Source organism: Enterococcus sp. 5B3_DIV0040 (assembly GCF_002140755.1).
Lineage (GTDB): Bacteria > Bacillota > Bacilli > Lactobacillales > Enterococcaceae > Enterococcus_D > Enterococcus_D casseliflavus.
This window is the reverse complement of the sequence record NZ_NGLC01000002.1, coordinates 663736-685348: the sequence shown is the minus strand read 5'-3', so window position 1 is coordinate 685348 and position 21613 is coordinate 663736. Positions and strand designations below refer to the sequence as shown.

The 21613-nt window shown below is 43.0% G+C and carries 18 protein-coding genes and 1 riboswitch; of the genes, 5 read left to right on the top strand and 13 right to left on the bottom strand.

What is annotated here, in order from left to right; all coding sequences use genetic code 11:
* The first annotated feature begins 56 nt into the window (after positions 1 to 56).
* Positions 57 to 230, top strand: a riboswitch (Lysine riboswitch).
* Positions 231 to 345: 115 nt separating this feature from the next.
* The 5 genes from A5883_RS15605 (at position 346) to A5883_RS15585 (ending at position 6582) form a co-directional block, all read left to right on the top strand.
* Positions 346 to 1935: an ABC transporter permease subunit gene (locus A5883_RS15605; protein ID WP_086338986.1), complete on the top strand. Its 1590-nt coding sequence runs from the start codon at positions 346 to 348 to the stop codon at positions 1933 to 1935.
* Positions 1936 to 1946: 11 nt separating this feature from the next.
* Positions 1947 to 2681 carry an amino acid ABC transporter ATP-binding protein gene (locus tag A5883_RS15600; RefSeq protein ID WP_005227196.1) on the top strand — a complete coding sequence of 245 codons (735 nt, stop codon included), beginning with the start codon at positions 1947 to 1949 and terminating at the stop codon, positions 2679 to 2681.
* Positions 2682 to 2885: 204 nt separating this feature from the next.
* The gene (gene brnQ / locus A5883_RS15595; protein ID WP_086338985.1) at positions 2886 to 4238 is read left to right on the top strand and encodes a branched-chain amino acid transport system II carrier protein; all 1353 of its coding nucleotides are present in this window, start codon (positions 2886 to 2888) and stop codon (positions 4236 to 4238) included.
* 118 nt (positions 4239 to 4356) lie between these two features.
* Positions 4357 to 5862, top strand: coding sequence for a helix-turn-helix domain-containing protein (locus A5883_RS15590; RefSeq protein ID WP_005227194.1), 1506 nt, complete (start codon positions 4357 to 4359; stop codon positions 5860 to 5862).
* A 360-nt stretch (positions 5863 to 6222) separates the two neighbouring features.
* Positions 6223 to 6582: an iron chaperone gene (locus tag A5883_RS15585; protein ID WP_034868967.1), complete on the top strand. Its 360-nt coding sequence runs from the start codon at positions 6223 to 6225 to the stop codon at positions 6580 to 6582.
* Between the two features lie 63 nt (positions 6583 to 6645).
* Here the strand turns inward: A5883_RS15585 and A5883_RS15580 are convergent, their stop codons facing one another.
* The 13 genes from A5883_RS15580 to A5883_RS15510 form a co-directional block, all read right to left on the bottom strand.
* Entirely contained in the window at positions 6646 to 6999 is a 354-nt protein-coding gene (locus A5883_RS15580; RefSeq protein ID WP_005227192.1) for a hypothetical protein, read from the bottom strand.
* A gap of 108 nt (positions 7000 to 7107) precedes the next feature.
* Positions 7108 to 7566 carry a low molecular weight protein-tyrosine-phosphatase gene (locus A5883_RS15575; RefSeq protein WP_074535364.1) on the bottom strand — a complete coding sequence of 153 codons (459 nt, stop codon included), beginning with the start codon at positions 7564 to 7566 and terminating at the stop codon, positions 7108 to 7110.
* Positions 7567 to 7569: 3 nt separating this feature from the next.
* Positions 7570 to 8139: a TetR/AcrR family transcriptional regulator gene (locus tag A5883_RS15570; RefSeq protein WP_005227190.1), complete on the bottom strand. Its 570-nt coding sequence runs from the start codon at positions 8137 to 8139 to the stop codon at positions 7570 to 7572.
* 208 nt (positions 8140 to 8347) lie between these two features.
* Complete coding sequence (locus A5883_RS15560) at positions 8348 to 9808, bottom strand: helix-turn-helix domain-containing protein (protein ID WP_010748665.1); 1461 nt, start codon at positions 9806 to 9808, stop codon at positions 8348 to 8350.
* Positions 9786 to 10277, bottom strand: coding sequence for a hypothetical protein (locus A5883_RS15555; protein ID WP_015508844.1), 492 nt, complete (start codon positions 10275 to 10277; stop codon positions 9786 to 9788). Before A5883_RS15555 ends, A5883_RS15560 begins: the two co-directional genes overlap by 23 nt.
* 44 nt (positions 10278 to 10321) lie before the next feature.
* Entirely contained in the window at positions 10322 to 11122 is an 801-nt protein-coding gene (locus A5883_RS15550) for a class A sortase (RefSeq protein ID WP_086339160.1), read from the bottom strand.
* Positions 11112 to 12194 (bottom strand): DUF916 and DUF3324 domain-containing protein, encoded by a 1083-nt coding sequence (locus tag A5883_RS15545; RefSeq protein ID WP_016609552.1) that lies wholly within the window; start codon positions 12192 to 12194, stop codon positions 11112 to 11114. The genes A5883_RS15550 and A5883_RS15545 overlap by 11 nt, the downstream gene beginning before the upstream one ends.
* Positions 12195 to 12261: 67 nt before the next feature.
* Positions 12262 to 13002 (bottom strand): WxL domain-containing protein, encoded by a 741-nt coding sequence (locus A5883_RS15540; protein ID WP_086338984.1) that lies wholly within the window; start codon positions 13000 to 13002, stop codon positions 12262 to 12264.
* Between the two features lie 11 nt (positions 13003 to 13013).
* Positions 13014 to 13814, bottom strand: a complete 801-nt coding sequence (locus A5883_RS15535) for a WxL domain-containing protein (protein WP_086338983.1) — start codon at positions 13812 to 13814, stop codon at positions 13014 to 13016.
* A 45-nt stretch (positions 13815 to 13859) separates the two neighbouring features.
* Positions 13860 to 14573 carry a WxL domain-containing protein gene (locus A5883_RS15530; RefSeq protein WP_016609549.1) on the bottom strand — a complete coding sequence of 238 codons (714 nt, stop codon included), beginning with the start codon at positions 14571 to 14573 and terminating at the stop codon, positions 13860 to 13862.
* Complete coding sequence (locus A5883_RS15525) at positions 14506 to 14874, bottom strand: LPXTG cell wall anchor domain-containing protein (RefSeq protein WP_010748658.1); 369 nt, start codon at positions 14872 to 14874, stop codon at positions 14506 to 14508. The genes A5883_RS15530 and A5883_RS15525 overlap by 68 nt, the downstream gene beginning before the upstream one ends.
* 14 nt (positions 14875 to 14888) lie before the next feature.
* Entirely contained in the window at positions 14889 to 19769 is a 4881-nt protein-coding gene (locus tag A5883_RS15520; protein ID WP_254907878.1) for a hypothetical protein, read from the bottom strand.
* Between the two features lie 1026 nt (positions 19770 to 20795).
* Complete coding sequence (locus A5883_RS15510; protein ID WP_086338981.1) at positions 20796 to 21185, bottom strand: hypothetical protein; 390 nt, start codon at positions 21183 to 21185, stop codon at positions 20796 to 20798.
* Between the last annotated feature and the right edge of the window lie 428 nt (positions 21186 to 21613).

Below are 21613 nucleotides of genomic sequence, written 5' to 3'. Positions count from 1 at the left end.
GGGTGCTTTTCTTCTAAACTCTGAGAAGAATCAAATTAAATACGAGTACCCTTTAACATTTAGGTAGAGGTCGCGAGGTTCATTAATCCTGCTGAGTGAAGCAACACGTTTACAGCAGAGCTAGGGAATATCGCCGAAACAAGATCGGTTTTGCTTGCATCGATTTTGTTGGGCCGCAAATGAACAATTTGCGGACTGTCTTAGCTTGTCTAAGTTGCGCTATGTTTTGTGAAAGGTTTGTCGACGATGACCTGTCAACAGCCGTTTTCCAATCATGGAGTACGGCTGTTTTTTTGCTTTTTCATCCTTACCTGCTTGTCCAACTCGTGAAAGGAAAGAGATAAAATGAAAAAAAATAATTGGATCTGGGCGGTCTTCGCCCTCTGTCTAACCCTCATTCAGCTGCCCCTAACCGTGCAAGCGGATGACCAAACGCCTGCGGAACAATTCCGTGTCGGTATGGAGGCAGGCTATGCCCCCTTCAACTGGACGCAAACGACGGACGCCAATGGTGCCGTGCCGATTTCTGGGGAAGAAGGCTCGGCGTTTGCCGGCGGTTACGATGTCCAGATCGCCAAACGAATCGCTGAAGGTTTAGGCAAGGAATTAGTGATCGTTAAAACCCAATGGGACGGTCTGCCGCCAGCTTTACAGGCGGGGACTATCGATGCCGTCATCGCTGGTATGTCACCAACGGCCGAACGCCGCGAGCAAATTGATTTTACCGATCCTTACTATGAATCCGACTTGGTGGTCGTAGTACGTAAAGATGGGGCATTCGCCGATGCCAAAAGCCTCGCCGATCTTTCGGGGGCAAAAATCACTGCTCAGCTGAATACCTTCCATTATACGGTCATTGATCAAATCCCTGAGGTCCAAAAAGAACAAGCCATGCGGGACTTCTCCTCCATGCGCGTTGCTTTAGCTTCGGGCATCATTGACGGTTACGTCAGCGAACGTCCAGAAGGCGTCACTGCCGTCGGGGCAAATCCTGATCTGAAGATGGTCGAGTTCGATGAAGGGGCCGGTTTTGAAACCAATCCAGAAGACGTCCAAGTAGCAGTCGGGATGCGCAAAGGCGATCCCGATGTTGAAAAAGTCAATGAGATCCTTGCAGGAATCTCTGAAGAAGATCGGGTTTCCCTGATGGATCAAGCAGTCTTAGATCAGCCTGCAGATGCCAGCGGAGAAACGGCGGATCAAGGCCTGATCGCTGATTTCAAAAAAATCATTGATGATTACGGCATGCTCTTTTTACGAGGCGCTGGCTTGACCTTATTCATCGCGATCCTTTCAACGATCATCGGATTGATCATCGGTCTTTTAGTCGGTATCTTTCGGACATTGCCGCTTTCAGAAAATCCAGTAGGACGTTTCTTCCAACGAATCGTCAACGGCCTGCTGACCATCTATATCGAAGTTTTCCGCGGTACCCCAATGATGGTTCAGGCAATGGTTATTTTCTACGGAACGGCTCTAGCCTTTGGTGTCTCCATGAATCGCACGCTGGCAGCCGTGCTGATCGTTTCTATCAATACGGGTGCCTACATGTCTGAAATCGTTCGTGGAGGGATTTTTGCTGTAGATGACGGTCAATTTGAAGCAGCTCAAGCCATCGGAATGACCCATTGGCAAACCATGATCAAAGTCGTGTTGCCGCAAGTAATGCGCAATATTTTACCGGCTACCGGAAATGAGATCATTATCAATATCAAAGATACTGCCGTCTTAAGTGTCATCAGTGTTGCGGACCTCTTCTTCCAAGGTACATCAGCTGCTGGAACGAACTTCCAATACTTCCAAACATTTGCGATCATCGGTGTGATCTACTTAGTCTTGACCATCAGTGCCACCCAGATCTTGCGCTTTGTTGAACGCAAAATGGACGGTCCCAGTGCGTATGTCAAATTAGAAGACATCAACCCGAACGAATAAGGAGGAAGAACATGTCAGCAATCATTGAAATTGACCATTTAAAAAAGAGTTTTGGCGACAACGAAGTCTTAAAAGACATCAGTTTGTCTGTTAATAAAGGAGAAGTTGTCACGATCATCGGTTCTTCTGGTTCAGGAAAATCCACACTTCTTCGCTGCATCAACTTGTTAGAAAAACCAACCAGTGGGCAAATCATCTACTTAGGTGAAAATGTGCTGGAAAAAGGCTACGACTTGCCGAAATACCGTACGCATCTAGGAATGGTTTTCCAATCCTTTAACCTATTCAACAATATGAATGTATTAGAAAACTGCGTGACGGGACAAGTCACTGTTTTGAAACGTGATCGCAAAGAAGCAGAAGCGACTGCCAAAGAAAATCTAGAGCAAGTCGGTATGGCTCAATATGCCAACGCCAAGCCTTCCCAGCTTTCAGGCGGACAAAAACAACGGGTAGCCATTGCCCGTGCCTTATCGATGAATCCAGATGTCATGTTGTTTGATGAGCCGACTTCTGCACTGGATCCAGAAATGGTCGGTGAAGTGTTGAAGACCATGAATACGTTAGCTCATACTGGCTTGACGATGGTGATCGTTACCCACGAAATGGGCTTTGCCAAAGAAGTGTCTGATCGGGTCATCTTTATGGATCAAGGTGTCATTGCCGAACAAGGGACTCCTGAAGATATCTTTATTCATCCAAAAGAACAGCGCACCAAAGAATTCCTTTCCCGTGTGTTGAATTAATTTTCTGTCTTGAAACACTTAGCGGTCTTCTTCCGAGCTTTTTCGTCCTTTTTAAGTACGCTTGGAAGAATTCAATGCTAAGTGTTTTTTTATTCTCTAAACGACAATTGTCAGAATTTATCAAAAAATCACAAAAAACCATTGCTATTTGTTAGAAACTTTGTTATTTTTTTTAAAACTAAGGAATTATAGGAGCTTTCATTTATGGAAAAAAAGTTACAGTTTAAGGATTATATGTATGTTGGATCAATGCTTTTTGGTCTTTTCTTTGGTGCGGGAAATCTGATTTTCCCAGTCCACATGGGACAAGAAGCCGGTGCGAATGTCGGCTTGGCCAATCTTGGCTTTTTAGTAACAGGGATCGGCTTACCGTTTTTAGGGGTGATCGCCATTGGGGTTTCCCAGAGCAGCGGTGTTTTTGAATTAGCTTCTCGAATCAATCGACGCTACGCACTTATTTTTACGATTTTGCTTTATTTAGTGATCGGGCCGTTCTTTGCTTTGCCCCGGTTGGCTACCACTTCTTATGAGATCGGGATCGCTCCCCATGTTTCATCTGACATGCAAACTTGGTTATTGGCGTTGTTTTCTGCCCTCTTCTTTGGCGCTGCCTGGTGGTTTTCTCGTAAACCAAGCAAAATCTTAGATTATGTAGGGAAATTTTTGAATCCATTATTTCTGGTCTTACTAGGCGTTTTGCTGTTTTTTGCTTTTTGGCAACCTCTAGGAACCATCAGCGATGCGCCGATCTATCCTAGCTATCAAAGCGATGCTTTCTTTACTGGTTTCACCAACGGTTACAATACCCTTGATGCGCTGGCATCTTTAGCCTTCGGGATCATCATCGTCTCGACGATTCGCAATATGGGGGTTGAAAAACCTACGACGGTCGCAAAAGACACGATCCTTTCTGGTTCTGTCAGCATCGTGTTGATGGGGATCATCTATACCTTACTTTCTTATATGGGAACCAAAAGTCTAGGGCAATTTCCTATCAGCGAAAACGGGGGGATCGCTTTAGCACAAATCGCCAACCATTACCTTGGCACTGTCGGCAGTCTGCTGTTGGCTTTGATCGTTATCTCCGCTTGTTTAAAAACTGCCATTGGTTTGATCACGGCTTTTTCCGAAACCTTTGCTGGATTGTTTCCCAAGCAAAGCTACGGGTTCTTTATCGCTTTGACAAGTATCTTGCCAGCGATCTTCGCCAATGTCGGCTTGACCAATATCATCGAGTTTTCTATTCCAGTCTTGATGTTTATCTATCCACTGGCGATCACGTTGATTTTGTTGGCGATCATCAGTCCCTTGTTTCATCATCGTGCCAGTGTCTATCGAATGACGACATACTTCACATTGATCGCTGCAATCATCGACGGTTTAAATGCAAGTCCTGCACTGATTACCAACAACGCTTTCGTGCAAGGAATCTTGTCTTTTGCGTCAGAATATCTGCCCTTCTTCCAAATCGGGATGGGGTGGGTCGTACCGGCTGCGATCGGATTTTTGATCGGTTTGCTATGGTCGTGGTTCAAAAAAGACCCTGTTTCAGCCTAAATTAGTTAAAAAGATGAAAATAACCTACCTTTTTTTAAAGGGTAGGCTATTTTTTTGATTAAAAAGACTGACAGTTTCGTAAAAAAAAGATACAATAGAGCCACAAAGGAGGATACCTATGTTTTATGAAGAACTTATGATGGACCCGCAAACATTAATTAAATTTAAAATATTCCGGCGTATGCTGACTCTGCAAAACCCTAGCCACCCAATCGCACAATTGGCAAAGGAAATGGAGTTAAGCTACCAACAAGCTTTTATAGAGTTGACTGAGATCGACCAAGATCTAACTGAGTTAACTCCGGATCATATGTCGATACTCGGTCGTGGCGGTAAATTACAGCCTCAGAATATCGCGGTAACGATCGATGAATACCGCTTCTATTTATTGAATAAAAGCGTTCCGTTCTTATATGTTCTTTACATGCTGAATGAAGACCATCCTACGATCACGGATTTTTGTGCAAAATACGATGTCAGTCGTTCAACGGTGTCTCGCAAATTTGAACATCTAAAAAAACATTTGAAGCAATTTCAGCTTCGCTTTACGTACACTGAATCAAACTTGGTGGGCGATGAGCGTCTTGTGCGGCTCTCCCTATTCAATATCATTTGGTTAGGTACTCGTGGAATAGAATGGCCATTTGCGATCGCTGAGAGTGAGACAGAAAAAATGGTGGATCGATTCACGGAGTACTTCCCAATGACTCATTCTTATCTTGGCCGATTAGAGTTGAAGTATTTCGCCGCCTTGATTCTTTTACGAATCAAAAAAGGAAATTTTGCCAAATACGACAAGCGGTATAATTTCCTAATGAAAAATAATCCATATTTCGATTTTGAGCGTTTGACACAAGTCGTTGATCCTGAAGTTTCAATGACAGACAAACAATTAAAAGGCGAATCAGGGTTTATTTACTTGATGGCGCAAATCTTCCCATTCTATTTGAGTCCTGAAGAAGAAGCGTTGCAACAAACCTTGCAATTCTTTTCAAGCAAACAAAACCCAGTTTATCCATTAGTCGCAGACTTGTTAGCAGAGATGAAAGCAACCTTCTTTGCTTCACAACCTGGCCTGTTAGATGAGCCATTGGTCGTGGGTAATTTAATCAATGTGACTTTCGGCAACTACGTTTTCCGTCAGCCGTTTCCAAATATCTATCGCTTGCTGACGCCATCGATCAATCGCGGGTCTGCTGAAGAGCAGCTGCAGCAAAAAATCGATGAATTCTTAACGAGTTATCGCGAAGAATCCGCGGTGGACTATATCAACGATGAAAACCAAGAGCAGATGGCAACGATGTATACCCACGCCCTGCTGCCGTTTTATGATCAAATCCGTTATTCGAATCGTTTACGGGTAGGGGTTGCGTTAGAAGACAATTTCTTAGTCGTTCAAGGATTGAATCAATTCTTACATGACTTGACCTTCGTAGCAGCAGAACCTTATGATCTAAACCAGCAAGAAAACTATGATGTCATCGTTAGTTCCAATCAGTTGATGAAAAAACTCAAACCAGAAAAAATGAGTTATATTTGGGATTATGCGGCAGATGATCGGCAATACATTGATTTGTATCGTACCTTGAAAAACCGTTTTGATGAAAAGAACCTTTCTCTGTAATCAAACCGTTACGGTTTCTTAAGAACTTCCGAAAAGATTTGTCACAAAATATTCATATTTATCTCGTATACTCTATGTATACCAACAAACAACCCTAACTAACACTTTTTCATTTTTAACTCCTTCCCGTCGGCCACCCACCGACGGGTCTTTTTTTGCTTCTTTTCGCAGCCAGCAAACTTAAACACTTTCCAATCTTTTCTCCACAAAAAATTCATATTTGGACAGTATAGTATACATAACCCAACAAACAACCCTAACTAACACTTTTCATTTTTACTCCTTGCCTGTCAGCTACCCACTGACAGGCTCCTTTTTTTCTTACGGGGTTTGCCGTATACTAAAGCCAGGAGGTGTCCTATGACAAAAGCCATTACGACAGTTGACCAATACATTGCAACAGCTCCAGCAGAACGACAAGCGATTTTAAGAAAGGTCCGTCAAACCATCAAAGCCGTTTTACCTGAAGCGGTTGAAAAAATCAGTTATCAAATGCCTACCTATCATCAGGGAGAAACTATCGTGCATTTTGCCTGCGCCAAACAGCATCTTGGCTTTTATCCCACGCCTTCTGCGATCACGGCCTTCCAAGAAGACCTACAACCCTACAAAACCAGTAAAGGGGCGGTTCAGTTTCCTTTTGCACAGCCGATCCCTTACGAACTGATCGCTGTGATGACCGCTTGGCGACTCGCAGAAGTCAAAAACAAGCACGCTTAACCAGCAATAAAAAAACCGCTGTGTCTAATGACGCAGCGGTTTTTTTGCTATGCACAGGCTTGTCTACAAGCCAGGTTTTGTATTCAAGGTGCTAACTTTCAGCACATGATGCAGGGGAATAATCCGCAGCTGCTGACGGTCGCTTTGTAATTTCAAGACAACTTGTTCTTTTGCTACCGTTTTGCCGACGATCCAACCGGTAACGGTTTCAAAACCACCCAATTTCTCTGTTTTTACTTGCAGCACGACCAGGTGCTTGGCAGCGGCTGCCTCTTGCAGCGTTCGCTGGATTTCTTTGACTTTTTCAGACTGATTCTTCTTGTCAGCATCATCACTGAAAAAGGTATCCAGCAACGTTGTGGATGTCATCACAATGAGTTTGCCCAATTGTTTGATGGGCGATGGTTTCTTTTCCATTGGACATTCCTTTCTGCGCGTTGCAGCAGTTTATAAAAACCACACATACGTTCGCATTTCCATGGTTCTATTTTAGCAAATTTTTGGTAAAATACAAGCGAACACGCCTTATTTTTCAGAAGAAATAACCTCTAGCCAAAAAGGAATTCCTTCTTGTAGCAGTTGATAGGTCTCTTCGAAATCTCCTGTATAATAAGGATCTGGTACTTCCGCGGTTTCTTTGCCAGGAACAACACTCAAATACGAACGAATCTTTGCGGTGGTATCGGCAGGTGCCAGCGCTTGAAGTGTTTCAACATTGCTTTGATCCATACCGATGATCCAGTCAAATTTGGCAAAGTCTGCTTCTGTGATCTGCCGTGAAATGAGTCCCTCGCTGGATAAGCCTGCTTGACGCAATCTTTTTTTGGTTCCGGGATGAGCAGAATGTCCGACTTCCCATGAGCTGGTCGCTGCCGAATCGATCTGCCAATCCAATTTGCGTTTTGCTATTTCTGCTTTATAAATAGCTTCTGCCATGGGGGAACGGCAAATATTACCTAAACAAACAAATAAAACTTTCGTCATCGCTCACTGCTCCTCTTTTTCATAGATTTGGTGGCCAAAAAATTCCACATCCTTCGCCAAACGAAACAATTGCGTTGCAATCTCTAAAGGGGTCTCTGGAAAGTCGTTGTGAATCCAATTTTCCAAAATGCCTCCGCAGCCGTAGGAAAAGAACCGGCTATAAAATAGAATGTCTTGTTTCGTCAATTGTTGCTCTTGATCGACCTCCAAGAACAAGCGCTGAAAAAGCGGTTCTGTGATCTGTAGAAATCCGTTCATTAAGATTTCGCGGTCATAAGCCAGTGATTTGCGGTAAAAGGCCGGCGCTTGTTTCATTGCTTTCAGCATGCGCAAGGCGGCTTCTTCCCAGTTATCAAGGGAGACATCTTCTGTCGTCAAAAAAATCAGGGCATCTTGCCGATAGATCCATTGGATCAAAGCTTTTTTATCAGGAAAATGGTAGTAAAACGTCTGCCGATTGACTTGCGCCTTTTCGGCGATCTCCTGTACGCTGATTTTATTCACTTCTTTGGTCTCACAAAGGGTGATCAATGTCTGGCCAATCACAGCCTTCGTTTGTTTCCCATCCATCATAGGGCACCTCTTTTTCTTCTCTTTCTATCATACCAAATTTTCCTGCAAAAAAAAATCCTATCAAATGGTCCTTTTTCACAGACCTTCCCCGAAACCTTCATCAGAGCAATAGATTCCTGGGCGCTTTTTAAATAGGACAGGTTTCTACAAAAAACGCCTGCCTCCATTTGAGGCAGACGTTGCTTTCGATAGTTAAACGGCAGGTTGCTCATTGTGCCATTTTGGTTTGAAACTGTTCTCTTCGAATCACACTGACTTTTTCAGTGAAATTGGCCCAGTCGATGGGTCTAGGTGGTGCCAGCCATAAGATATGGTCGATCCCCAATGCACCATAAAAGGGTAAGTTTGAAAGAATCAGATGCGTATGATCATCTGGGTAACTTTGGAATTGGACATTTAAATCGAGGATTTTTTCGATATTCTTTTGGATCATCTGATTGTAGGAATCGCCAAATGAAAAGTCCACGCAGACATACAAGGGAACCAAAATCTCTTTTAGCGGAATCGTGGAAATCAACAGAATCAGGTACCTGAAAAACAAAAACTCTTTATTGTTCCATAAGATCGGCCGGTTGCGGCTTTCTTCCAGATAGTTACGGCAAAAGGCAGCATATTCTGGATAGGTTTCAAGAAAATACGTCACATCCATATATTGGTATTCATAGCGAGAACTAAAGGAAAACGACAAGAGCTGATAATGGATCGTTGTCGTTTCAGCATGAAGAAGTGCCAACGTGTCCGCGGTTAAGGAAAACTGCTGTTGGACGGCTTGAATAAAATGCTCGTTTAATTGTTGGATATAGGTTTGTTCTTGATCGATGTAGCTATTGTTGTCGATCAGCCAGCCCTCAACGATCAAAAAGCGCAAAATATCTCGAGCTTCACGCTCTAGCACTTCTTGATCGGTGATCGTCAAAATCTCCTGCAGCCAGCGTTTCAATTCCTCAATGATCACGAGATGCTTGGGCAAGACTAAATCATTTTCCACGCTGTTTTGCAGGTAATGACCATTCGTCATCCGTGCCAAAACGATTCCTAGATAATGTTTCTTGCGAATCCGCATGCGAGCAGACTGTTCTGGTTTAAGCCAGGTGCTTTCATTAAAACGATCAAAGGTCTTTTCTTTTTCTAGGATTTCTTTTGGAAAAGGCGAATGATTCAGATAGTATTCCTTCATAAAAAAGAGAAAAATAAATTCCCTGATCTCACTTTCCTCCCCAACCAGCTGAAATTCTTTCGTCACTTCAATATCATATTCTTTCAAGATCAGTTTGAACTGTTTAAATTCTTTATAGACGGGATTATGGCTTAAATAGTGATTGGTAGCAAATTCGTATAAAGAAGACAATTGCTCAAAAAAACATTCTTTCAACATGGAAAATTTCAACGCTTGATCCAAATAATAGGTCAGCAGTGTATCGGAAGTTGCCAGCCCCGAGGCATTCAGTTTAATGACCGTCCCATCGGTCACGATCTCAAATTCCTCATTCAATCCGAGTTCATAAAAATCAAGATTCAATTCTTGAACGGTTTTGTTGATCAAAAATTCCGACATGGTCAATTGATCCATCAATGTTTCCTTCGTTTCCGAAAGAGCGACTGCGTTTTCCAAATATTGCAGCATCACCAATTTTCGTTTGTCCGCCTTATTCAAAAATGTCACAAACATGCGTTTTCAAGCCTCCATTGTTTTTTTGGCCATAAAGGACGTTTCCTGAAAATAAGTAGCACAAGCTGGCAAGATAAGAAGGCTTATCATCGCCATCACCATCTGTATTATTTCCTGGCAGTGCTAGATCGACGTTCAAACGATCCGGCGCAAAGACATCCTCCAGCATGACTCGTTGGGCAAAATGTTTTTGCTTCTCCAAAAAACTGCTTTCTGACAGTGAGGATCGCTCCGGCTCTTTTTTCGGAACGGTTTCTGGTTCAGGCGCGGGTTGTTCTTTGGATTCTTCCATTTCAGTTGGCGGTTCCTCCACTTTTTCTGGTATTTCTTCTGGTGGGTCCGTCGGGACGATTTCTTCTGAGGGGTCCAGCGGATTATAAATGGTCGCAAAAACGACTTGTTCTGTAACAAGATCGATCATTCCGATAATCATGCACGCACCAATGACAAAGCCAAATCTGCGTTTCATTTTATTCACCCTCCTTATCATCAGCGCATCTTCTGATGATGTTTCTACGACGCTGAACGGTCCAACAACTTATGGGCGCCCAGCAGACATCCACTAATTATAAATAAAATAACAAATAAAAGAAACCAATTTTTCATTGATTGTTGTTTCCATACCGTTTCTTGTTTTTCAACCATCACTTTTGCTGCTTTCGTCGTGCTGATTGTCGCCGCTGGTTTTTGTGGATGATCGGCAGTTGCCTGCTCAACAGGAATCGCTGTCAGCACGTACCGTTCTTCTGTTCGAGTAGGCGTAGGGCAAGTGATCAAGGTCAATTTTGGTGTCTGTTCTTCCTCTAGCACCGCCAAGTCCGATTCGTCTACGATTTTTTTATCCGTGATGATATACTGTTGACTCTCCTCGAGATAGGTCACTGATACTTCCATCCCCACCTGTGCTTCTAGCAATTGACCAAATAACAAACTTTGTCTGCCAAGATGATGCCCTAAAACGACAAAATTGCTATTTTTCAACGAACGTTCGGGAAACATCACGACGCCGCCTCTCAGCAGCTGTTGATTCGTTAGTCCCACCAACAGCGGCTGCTGGAAATCGATCGCCTCGATTGCGACAAAGCCGTACCCAGTGATCGTTGTCGGCTGAGGCGCCATTACATCTGACAGAGCCGGCATTCGGATCGTTTCTTCTTCTGGGATCGTTGCCGGCAGCTGGGTGGCTATCGTCAATTGCGTGGTGCGTAATTGCCAACTGACGATGCTTTCTTTTAGAAAAGGCAGTGCCAGCAAAAGAATACCTAAGATGATCAACCCATCGATCAAGCATTTCTCAAGGCGCTCACGCTTCATCCGTTTCATTTTTTTTCTTTCGTCGGTACCATAAAAGCAGCAGCAAGGCGAGTAGTAGCAACAGTCCGCCGATCAAGAAGTAAAGCCATGTGTAATCTGTTTCGATCGTCACATCCTTCTTATTAAGATCACGTGCGACCTCTCCCGTCACTGTAAATTCTTTTTCGAAGGTCCATTTATAGAGATAGCTTTCTTCTTCGCCTTCTTCATTTTCAATTTTGTATTGCCCTTCATCGCTTTTTCCACCATAGGCAACGGAAGTCAACACGTAGGTCCCTGCTTCTAAACGTTGTCCTTCTAAAGAGATTGGGTACGAGAAGTTGGAATTAGGTGCCATTTGCATTCGTGAGGTATCCGAAGAATACAAGACGTCGCTATCACCTTTTTTCTTCACTTCATTGATCAGGCGTAATGAATTCAAGTAAGCTGCTTCAGGATTTTGAAGGGTGACATTGATAGTATTTCGGGCGTTGACTTGACCTGGTCCAACATCTAGCAGTTTTAGATCCGGTGAAACTTCTGTTGTGTTTTGTCGCAGTAAAATCGCAACGACATAGGCATACTCATTCTTGATAGCTAACCCTTGCTCTTCTTCACTGTCAGCAGTATCGGCTTCCTCTGTCGTCTCTTTTAAGGTCAATCCGCCTGCGATGACCCCTTCAAAGGATTCTGAAGGCATGGTGATCTTTAAGGGCAAGGTGATTTGGGATTGTTTGGGGATCGTGATCTCTTCATCCACTTCAATCAAATCAGCCATATCATAAGGCAAGGTTTCGTCCGCTTCGATGTCGTTTTCGCCATATTCCACGACTCCGTTTAAGTTTGTGGTAGCTGAAGCGATCACTGGCGCGATGACGACCTCTTGATCGGTGTCATTACGCAATTGGACTTCAACGGTTTGTACCGTACCTGGCGCCATTTTCAAATCAAAATAAGTTTTTTCTTTATCGATTTGATTTTCTGGAATTACGGGATTGACGGCAAAGTTAAATTCAGAAGCGGTTCCTATCGTTGGTACAAAAAAGAAAATACTTGCGAATAGGAGCGCCAAAAGCTGGTTGATTTTTTTCATGATGGATGTCCCTTCTTTCTATGTATTCTCCTTAAACCTCGAAAGGGTTCAAGGAGAAAGCTGGTACTTATGGGTTTGTTGGTGTGTCTGTCAGTAACCAAGTAAACGTGGTGTTGTATTGGCTGGCATATTTTGTCGTTGAGCCTGGAACTTCCAACTCAATGCTATCCATAGCTGCAGCTAAACTATCGCCCCAACTCATTAGATAGGTTCCTGCTCCTTCACCATCTTGGGCACTCATCACTAAGGATTGGGCACCATTCGGATTCAATGTGATCGTTGCGCTCACATTTGATGGTTTTGGTGACAAGGAAGGTGTTACCACAGTTCCCTTTGTCAAACGAATTTGCGCAGCAGTCAATTCTTGGTCTTCCGCTGTTTTGAACTGGCCATTTTGGCGAACATTCAATGTCCAACCGCTCTCTGTTCCCCGATTGTCTGTCACTTGGACAAAATTTGGTCCTTCTTGATTCACATTTGCTGAATCCACGTATTTTTGGGTTTCCGCATGATAGACCTCTGTTTTCGAGGTGATTTTTTGTGTACCAAAGTAAAGGCTTGAAGCAAAATCAATCGATAACGGTCCGTTGGTTCCTGGATTTGGTCCATCTGGGTCCGTTGGGTCAACTGGTTTGATCGGATTTTCTGGATCTGGGTCTGTTGGACTGATTGGATTGGTTGGGTCTGTATTTGGTTCAAAAGTGATCTGTCCGTTTGAATTGTATTCTGCGCTGTCCGCTGCTTGTGCCAGCACAGGAGCAGCGAAGCTTAGCCCTAATACTGAGAGAAATGCTAGTGTTTTTTTCATGTCTATACTCCTTATCCTTCCGTTCCTGGTGTATCTGATAATACCCAAGTTAGTGTAGTCGTGTAGCTAACGGCATCTTTTGGTGTGCTGCCGGGTACAGAAAGTGCGACAGCTTTGGTAACATCTGCTTGTACCTCTTGGCCATCCTTATCTATTTCAGTGACCGTCTCAACGCTTCCCCAAGCATTGACCCATGTTCCAGCCCCCGTTTGATTTGCTGCAGTCATCACCACTGATTCAGCACCTGCTGCATCCAATGTGATCGTTGCTTCTGCCACTGGTTTAGTAACGCCAATTGCATTAGAATTAACCTCAGGATTTGTTAAGGTGATGACAGAACCTGTCAATTCTTGATTCAACGTTGACTCATTTTTGAACTGCCCATTTTGTTTCACAGACAACCGCCAACCGGCATTACTACCGCGATTATCCGTTACTTGGACATAATTGGCAGTTTTTAATGTAGAAACTGTGTCATCGTCATTCAAATACCCTTGTGCTCGTGCATAATAGACTTCGTTTTTATTGGAGATTTTATTGACGCCAAAATCTAAGCTAGAGGCATAATCGATCGATAATGGTCCATTCGTTCCAGGGTTTGGTCCATCTGGATCGGTTGGATCCACAGGATTGACTGGGTTTTCTGGATCTGGATTTTCTGGATTGACTGGGTTCGTCGGATCGGTATTTGGAATAAAATCAACCGCCCCATTTGAGGTGTAAGAAGCCGCTTCAGCTGCTGAAACCTCAGTTGCTGCACTCGCTGCTGCCAATACGGCAAGACTTAAAAAGACCCATGCTGTTTTTTTCATTTCTATTTGACACTCCTTTATCTGTTTTACTGAAAATCAGTGATTTTAATTGCTTTCAGGGACATTCTTTAAATTCCAAGTCAATGTCGTCCGATACTCTTTGGCTAATTTTACGGAACTGCCTGGTACATTTAATTTTACTGCCGTTGACCCTTCCGTTGCATCGTTCCCAAACTTGTAGATCCAAGTGCCCATTCCTTTTCCGACAGGTGCGTTGACCAATGTGATTTCACTATCGGGTACAAAGGTATGACTTGCCGTAACCGTTGGTGCATACTGCATATCGGTGACCGAAGTTGCTGCACCTGAGGCGATCGATAATGAAGCCCCGACTAGTTCTTCGTCATCAGCCGTTTTGAATTGTCCGTTTTGCACAACGCTCAATGACCAGCCTTCTTGTGTTCCTCGTTTATCTGTTACTTGCACATAGTTTGGTCCAGCAGCGCCAGCTGTGAACTCTTGCAGCTGTGCGTAATAATCTTTTGTTTCGGAAGTGATCAGTTGGTTGCCAAATTGAAAGCTTGAAGCAAAATCGATCGATAATGGTCCAGCTGTTCCAGGGTTTGGTCCATCTGGATCGGTTGGATCGACGGGATCCACTGGTTTTTCTGGATCGGTCGGATCAACTGGATTGGTTGGATTCGGGTCCGCTTCAAAAGTGATTGCTCCATTTGAGGTGTATTCAGCGGCATTAACGGTTGTTGGTAACAGAGCAGTGCTCATCAATAGAATGCCTGCCGTCAAGAAAAGTTTTTTCATTTTTTGTTCTCCTTTTGATTAAAATGATTCCTGCTGCCAACAAAACGACAAGACCACTGCTTTGATAGCTATTAAAGTGATCCGACCCTGTTGCCGGCAGAATGTTGTTGCCTTTTTGATTTACTTGTTTATTCCCTGGCTGTTCTTTTACGGGCTCTTCTGGCTCCTCAACTGGTTCTTCATAGACACCGAAAAAGGAAGTAATGCCATTGCTGTCATAGGCACCTGCTTCGGCTGCTGAAACGAGCTGAGGAAACATTAATAGACAGCCAGCAATAATACCGATCATGATTTTTTTCATTTATTTTCCTGCCTTTATGGGTTGCCAGGTGCCGAAACTAGCTGCCAGCTCAAGGTTCCTTGATAGTCCCCGACTTTTTGCTGTTCGACTGGAACGGTAAGCTTGATTCCTTCATTCTGACTTTCGCCCCAGTGCTGATTCACGACGTATGTGCCATTTTCTGTCAATTCCGTTTCCTCGATGATCATTTCCCCACTGGTTATCATCTGTTCTTGACCGTTTGTCACAAAGCGGAAGACATCGGTTAATTGATCTGTCCCATCCGTTAATGGCTGTTGCTCTTTGACCGTCAAGCGCCATGGACTCCGTTCGGACCCTCTCGTATCTTTCACTGCTAGCTCGCCTGTGATCGTTGGCCAATAATCTTGTGTTTCTGTGGCAACTTTCTGCTGCCCAAAATCAAAGTCTGTTGGCACACTGCTTAAAATAAGCTCGCCGGCAACTGCGACATTGACGACTTTTTCTGCCCGTTGACTGCCTGCTTCATAATGGTAAGCCGTTGACACATTTTTCAACAGCTCAGCTTCCGTTGCTTGCTGGATCGCGGCAAAAGCTTGCGGATCGACAGTCGGTGGTACATTTGCCCGATTATCTGCAAAAATCGTGGTTGCTTGGGTATAGTCTGCCAAAGCGGCTTCATCTCTCAGCGCCGTTGCTTCTGGTAAGGTCAAACGGACATCTTTTGCATAGACGGCAAATTGCCGATCAGCAGAAATGACACTTTCATTTTTGACCACCACCAGATTCACGGTAGTTTCTGCCTGATTCTGATCGTTTTCCCCTACTGAGAAAGTGATCGCTTGTTTGCGATAGACCGCTGTTTCTAACGGTTCTTGAATCGAATCTAAGACCTCATCTGTCAGCGTATCCTTAAAGAAAGGACGCCCACTAGCTTCGAGATAAGTCACAGCTTGTTCTTTGGTCAGCGATTGTGCCTCTTGTTCTGTAAGAATCACATTGCGGGCTTGGACTTCCGCCTTATTTGAGTAGCGGACACTGATATCGTAACTATACTCCCCATCAGGACTCGTCCAATCAACTGGCTCTGAATCTGGTTGTTCCGTCAACTGCTGATCCGTGCTATCCAGCTTGCTGGATTTGATTTGACCCCCATAGACCCATGAACCGGACGTTTGGGTTTCTGGTGTGAACGTCAATGTTGGCAATTCCGTTACCGTGTAGGGAATCAATAAACGCCCTTTTTGCACCTGTGTCCCCGCCTGCTCAGTTCCCCATGCTTGCAAAGTCAACGGCGTATTGTTCTCTTTGACTGCCGTTACATTGTGACTAATGGCACCGATCCCATTCGCGACTCCGGGTGTTTCGACTTCGTAGTTAATGATCGAACCTGGTATCGCAATACCGTACCCGTTGGCTGCATTGGTCACATCGTTGTCCCCGATGAAGGTTTTCCCAGTCGCTTTTTCGATCCCGCTGAAATTGATTGGCGTGATCGCTGCAGCATTAGCAGCAGTTGGATTTATGGTCAGTACTTGATAGGCACTAACCGCACCAAACCACGTTCCTTGACTGTTGACTCGAGAACCTGCATCATTGGTCGTCGTTTTCAGCCACGTTAAATGATCTTTATCCGTATCTGGTGTGGCGAAATCCGAGAGATTGATTCGCCCCGTTCCCGGCGGCGACTCGATCGTCCCTTTGTCTTCTACCGTTAACTTCGCTCCTGAAATCAAATTCGTTGCGGAAGAAATCCCGATACCAGCATCCTTGGAAAGATGGATGTTACCGAACTGATGATAGGTCGTTGCGTGATTGGCAGCAGTCGCTGAACGGCCATTTTTGATGTCTCCCCCATTGGCCATCAGCTTGATGCCGTTTGTCACATTCAATTCGGTAAAGTTGACGATCCCCAGACCCGTCACAGCGATTGGATCAGTTTGATAAGAAGCTGTCCCATCGACATTTTCACCAAAGTTCATCTTCACTTGATTACTGCTGTTGGCTACGATCGTGTTCGTAAAGTTATCTGACGCGTTTCCGCCTGAGATCCCATTGATACTTTTGGCTCCTTGAAGTCGCATCTCGACATCTCTTAAAATTTGATTGGAAGAAATATTGGAATAATACGTGGTGTATAAATTCCCGATACTTGATCCTTCCGCCTGGATATTCATATAAATTTTGCCGCTTCTCGTATTGCTAGCAGTCCGTCCGCCATCACCATAGATCGTTGCCCCATTCAGCGCATCTGACCCCGGCTTTGTGTAAATGTTCAATGTAATCGTATTGGAGCTGTCGGTCCCAACGATATTTGTACTGTTAAACGGATTACCGCCTGAGATGTTCGTTCCAGAAGGAAGCTTGAATTCTCCATCATAGTTTCTTAAATCGATTGTTAATTGTGCATCCCCTAGCAGCGATCCTGCATTCGTGATTCCCCCGGAAAAAGCACTTGGACCTGTCCGAGGTGTTCCAGAAAAATCTCCGCCGTAAATTCGATTATCAGAATTACCATTGATCGTGTGTCCTGAAAAATACCCATACGAGGCACCCATTGAGGCATTGATGATACCATCATGAACAGTGACTGAAACGTCCCCTGTAATTTTGGCATCACCCCAACCACCACCACTGAGAAACCAGTCAACTTGACCGTAATTTACTTCAGCATGTGAATCACCGAATACACGTTTCCCGGTATATCCTGCACCTTCTAACGTATCAACGATCCCACCATTCAAGATGTTTGACGTGTTTCCTTCGATGATCCCTGAAAAGCCACCGCCATAGGTCCAACGAGCAACTACATTGTTTAAGACTGTTTTTGTATCCCCATAAATATAAAGATTGGTTGCTTGTACACCATTGGTACCGCCTCCGCCTACGATATCAAACGTTCCGACACCATTCGCACGTGAATTCAAGCTGTTTGAATAGGCCACACCATTTTTATAGGACCGTCCTCCATAACTATAGACAAATCCAGGACCACCAACCGTTCGGGAATCATTTAATACCCCTACTTCAACAGTTGTGTTGCCATCAATAAAACCGCCGTACCCAGCTGCCCGCGTATAGGATAAGTTGTCTCCTCCATAACTGACACAGCCTTCTAGGATTTTCGTCGTAATATCTCCGTATACCTTAAAGCGAGCTGTGGTTTCAGCGTAAGCCCGACGATCATCAGGTGTCATCGCGTCATACACACTATCGGATCCAGTTTGTAGACTGGTAACACTCACGTCCATTCCTGCTCCACCATCGACACGATTGAAAGACCCTTGATTGTAGTCTCCTGCTTTAATCGTATTTTCAATACTCCCAGTAATCGTTCCATTGGTTCGATTGGCGCCAATAAAATAGGCCGCTCCTGTAGAATAGGCGCTAGTGTCTACTTGGTTCGTAATGGCCGTTTGCTCTCGTGTCAGTCCAATATTTCCTTCTCTGGAACCACCATAATAATTCAATCCTGTGCCGGTCCAACCACCCACTCCTGTGAGAGTATTGTTGACTGTTCCACCAATGTTGCCGTATTGAACACCGCCATAGTAGGTTCCTAAACGGAAATTGGTGTTCGTTGTTTGAAAGACTGTTGCGACATTACCAGTAACATTGGCTGTATTTGAAGTAGTGGTTCCGACACCGCCCCCATAATAATTACTTAAGGTCCCATTCAAACGATTGATCGTGACACTGGTATTCCCATCAATCGTACCGATATTGGCACCTCCAGCGATCGTACTGATATTACCTACTGTATTATTTACGACAATCGCTGTATTCCCGGTCAACGTACCACCGTTTTGATTCCCCCCATAAATGTTCCAAGTTCCTGAACCTGTCGCATTCAATGTGATTGTTGGGTTTCCCGAAAGGTCGCCATTGTTGCTTCCCCCATAAATCGCAAGACCATTCCCGGTGGACCCACCGTTCAATGAAAGGCTATACCCATTCATGTACATCCTCGTACCACTATAGTTGAGGTTTCGAATCACTACATCAGAACCGAAGTAAATGTCCGTGCCAAGTGCAACCGTGCGACTCCCAGTGGTCAACGTTGTTGCATCTGTGATGGGATCATCACTATGCCCTGTGATGATCAAGCGGCTGACTTTTCCTTGTAGCGCATAAAAAGTCATGTTCGTATTATCGACTGTGGCTGGAATCGTCTTTGAAGTCAGATTCGTTGGCAGTGATAGCGATCCACCCGAGCCAACATACAAAGCAAATTCTTGGCCATTGCCGTTTTGATACATATCAAACAACGCTTGACGAATGCCTTCAGCACTATTGGTGTATTCCGCATATGCTGATCCATCTCCAGCTGGGCTTGGTACAGCGATCACTTTCGTTTTATCGGCTTCTGCAATGATCTCTTTGATCGATTGCTCTGCCAACGAGATGTCCGCCGCTCTTGCCTTAACCGTCGGTTTAAAAACAGCAGTTAAGGTTTGGTTCTCCGTGAGAATCAATTCGGTCAACGCTTGACTTGTATAGACCGTGCCATCTAACGACCAGCCTTCAAAAGCAGTATCATCTTCAAAAACTGGCAACTCACTTTCTTTTAGTGCTTCCCCTTTGTTTTTGCTGATCTGAGTGCGGGTTTCCCCGGTAGCAAATAGATGCTCCGTGTCTGTCAGAAAGGTCACCTGTACTTCTTCTACAGCTTCCGATGAAGCTTCTGTTTCAGATGAAGCTGTGTCAGTGGCTCCTGTAGACGAATCTGTCGAAGCAGGTTCACTAGATGCTTGCACTTCAGTTTCGTTCGTCTCTTCCAGACTGTCGATCGATGAAACGACAGGGTCAGAAGAAGACATACTTTGTTCTTCACTTGTTTTTGTAACACTTTCGGCTTGTGCCACTACCATTGCATATGAAAAACACGGACCTGATGTTAGTAGAAAAACAAGTAAAGTTGTTAAAAACCGTTTCACTTTATCCCTCCTATCTTAAAAAAATAAACGTATCGCGCAGTGCACGCCCTGTGTTACAACTCTTAGTTTAGCGAGTTGGCGAAAGAGAATTATAATTCTTTTTTTCTTCCATTCAAAATTATGATTATAATTTATTTTTCATAATTCTGATTTTTGTAACTTCCACATCTTAGAGCTATCTGTGACTCATCGATTGAAAAAAAGCGCAAATTATCAGGATGAATCATCGATTCTTTTCAAAAAAACTGCTTTTCTCTTTCATAAATCATACAAAAAACGAGGGATAAATCAACACTCATAATTAAATTAAGATGAGAAAAATAAATAAAAAGTTATAATATTTGACAAAATTCAGCGGCACAAAACTCTTTTCTAACGACCTAAAATAATAAGTTAAAAGAACGCTTCCTATCTTCTGACTGTAGATAATGATAATGTTATAATCAAAAATGAATAAAAAACGTTATTTAAAAATTCCATTGCATATAAAATAACAAAATAAAAATTATTATTTTTTTTATAAATCACTGATTTTGATAAAATAAGTAAAGTTATTTTTGAAATAACGCAAAAAAGAGACTGTGACAAAAGCCCATAAAAGAAAGCCGCAAGAAAGGCTCTATAATTTATGGGACTGATGAGTCAAAATTGATTCTTCAGCCTCATTTTCATTTTCGGTATTAAAAAAAATATCGTTCTCTAATATGATTAAATCACGACAAAATAAACAAACTAAGAGGACGATAAGTGGTATGAATGATTCTACAAATATGAATACAAAACAAGGAAAATAATATTCAAAAAAATCTGAGCTAGAATGAGTTTCATCCTGCTCAGATTTATCTTTTTGCATATTAGCCTCTATTGAAAATAGCTATTATTCTCCAATGACTTGTGCGTATACATCGTTGCAAGATGTTGCCTCTCCATTAGCAAATGATACTGAATAGATGATGCCTCGGCTTCATTTGTTGCAGCAAAGTTTGTTGCTCTTATTGTAATTCCATCAAGTTCCTTTTCCATAATCTAATCTGGTGGAATTGACGTATAATTCGCAATAAATGAATCAATTTTTTCACTTAGATCTGATACTTTTGGAGAATCAATTGATGATGTCGTTTCTGATGAATGAGTTTCATTAAGCAAAGAACTGTAAGAAGTTTCTGTTTCACTTGCTATTAGACTTTGTGAGGTTGACTCTTCGGTTTTGTTATACGAATCTTCAAAGGATGTTTTATGTAGTTTTACATTATTCAAAAAACCATCTATAGCCACAAAGTACTCAATTGATTCTTCATCATCATTCAGTAAAAATGTCATATTGTTTTTATACTTAAAGTTTATTAATTCGGGAAAAATATTTTTTAGCTCATCATCAGACACTTCAATATAAAATCCATTTCCAGACTTTTTCACTGTGTAAGGAAAACCAGGTGAATTATAATCATCATTTCCATAATCGATTATTTTTTTCTTTATCTATTCTAAAATAAAACTCTCCTTCCCCTCGTTAGCAACACCATACCAATCACCATAGAAGTCTTTAGCTGGATCTACAGATAGAAAATAGCCTCCTACAAATCCAATTATAACCAACAAGTAAACCCTAATATTTTTATACTTTTTTCATAAATACCCTATTATGTTCGTTTTTTAATAATACAGTATAACGAATATTATGCATTGAAAATCAAGTTTGTGCCGCAAAGAACGAAGGTTTACTTGCATATTATTGTATTCAACTTTGTTCAATTTTACATCCTTTCCTACATATTACAAAATTGTTAGGATATAAATATAACTTAAAACACTTTTTATATATTATAGTATGTTATATTAATTTT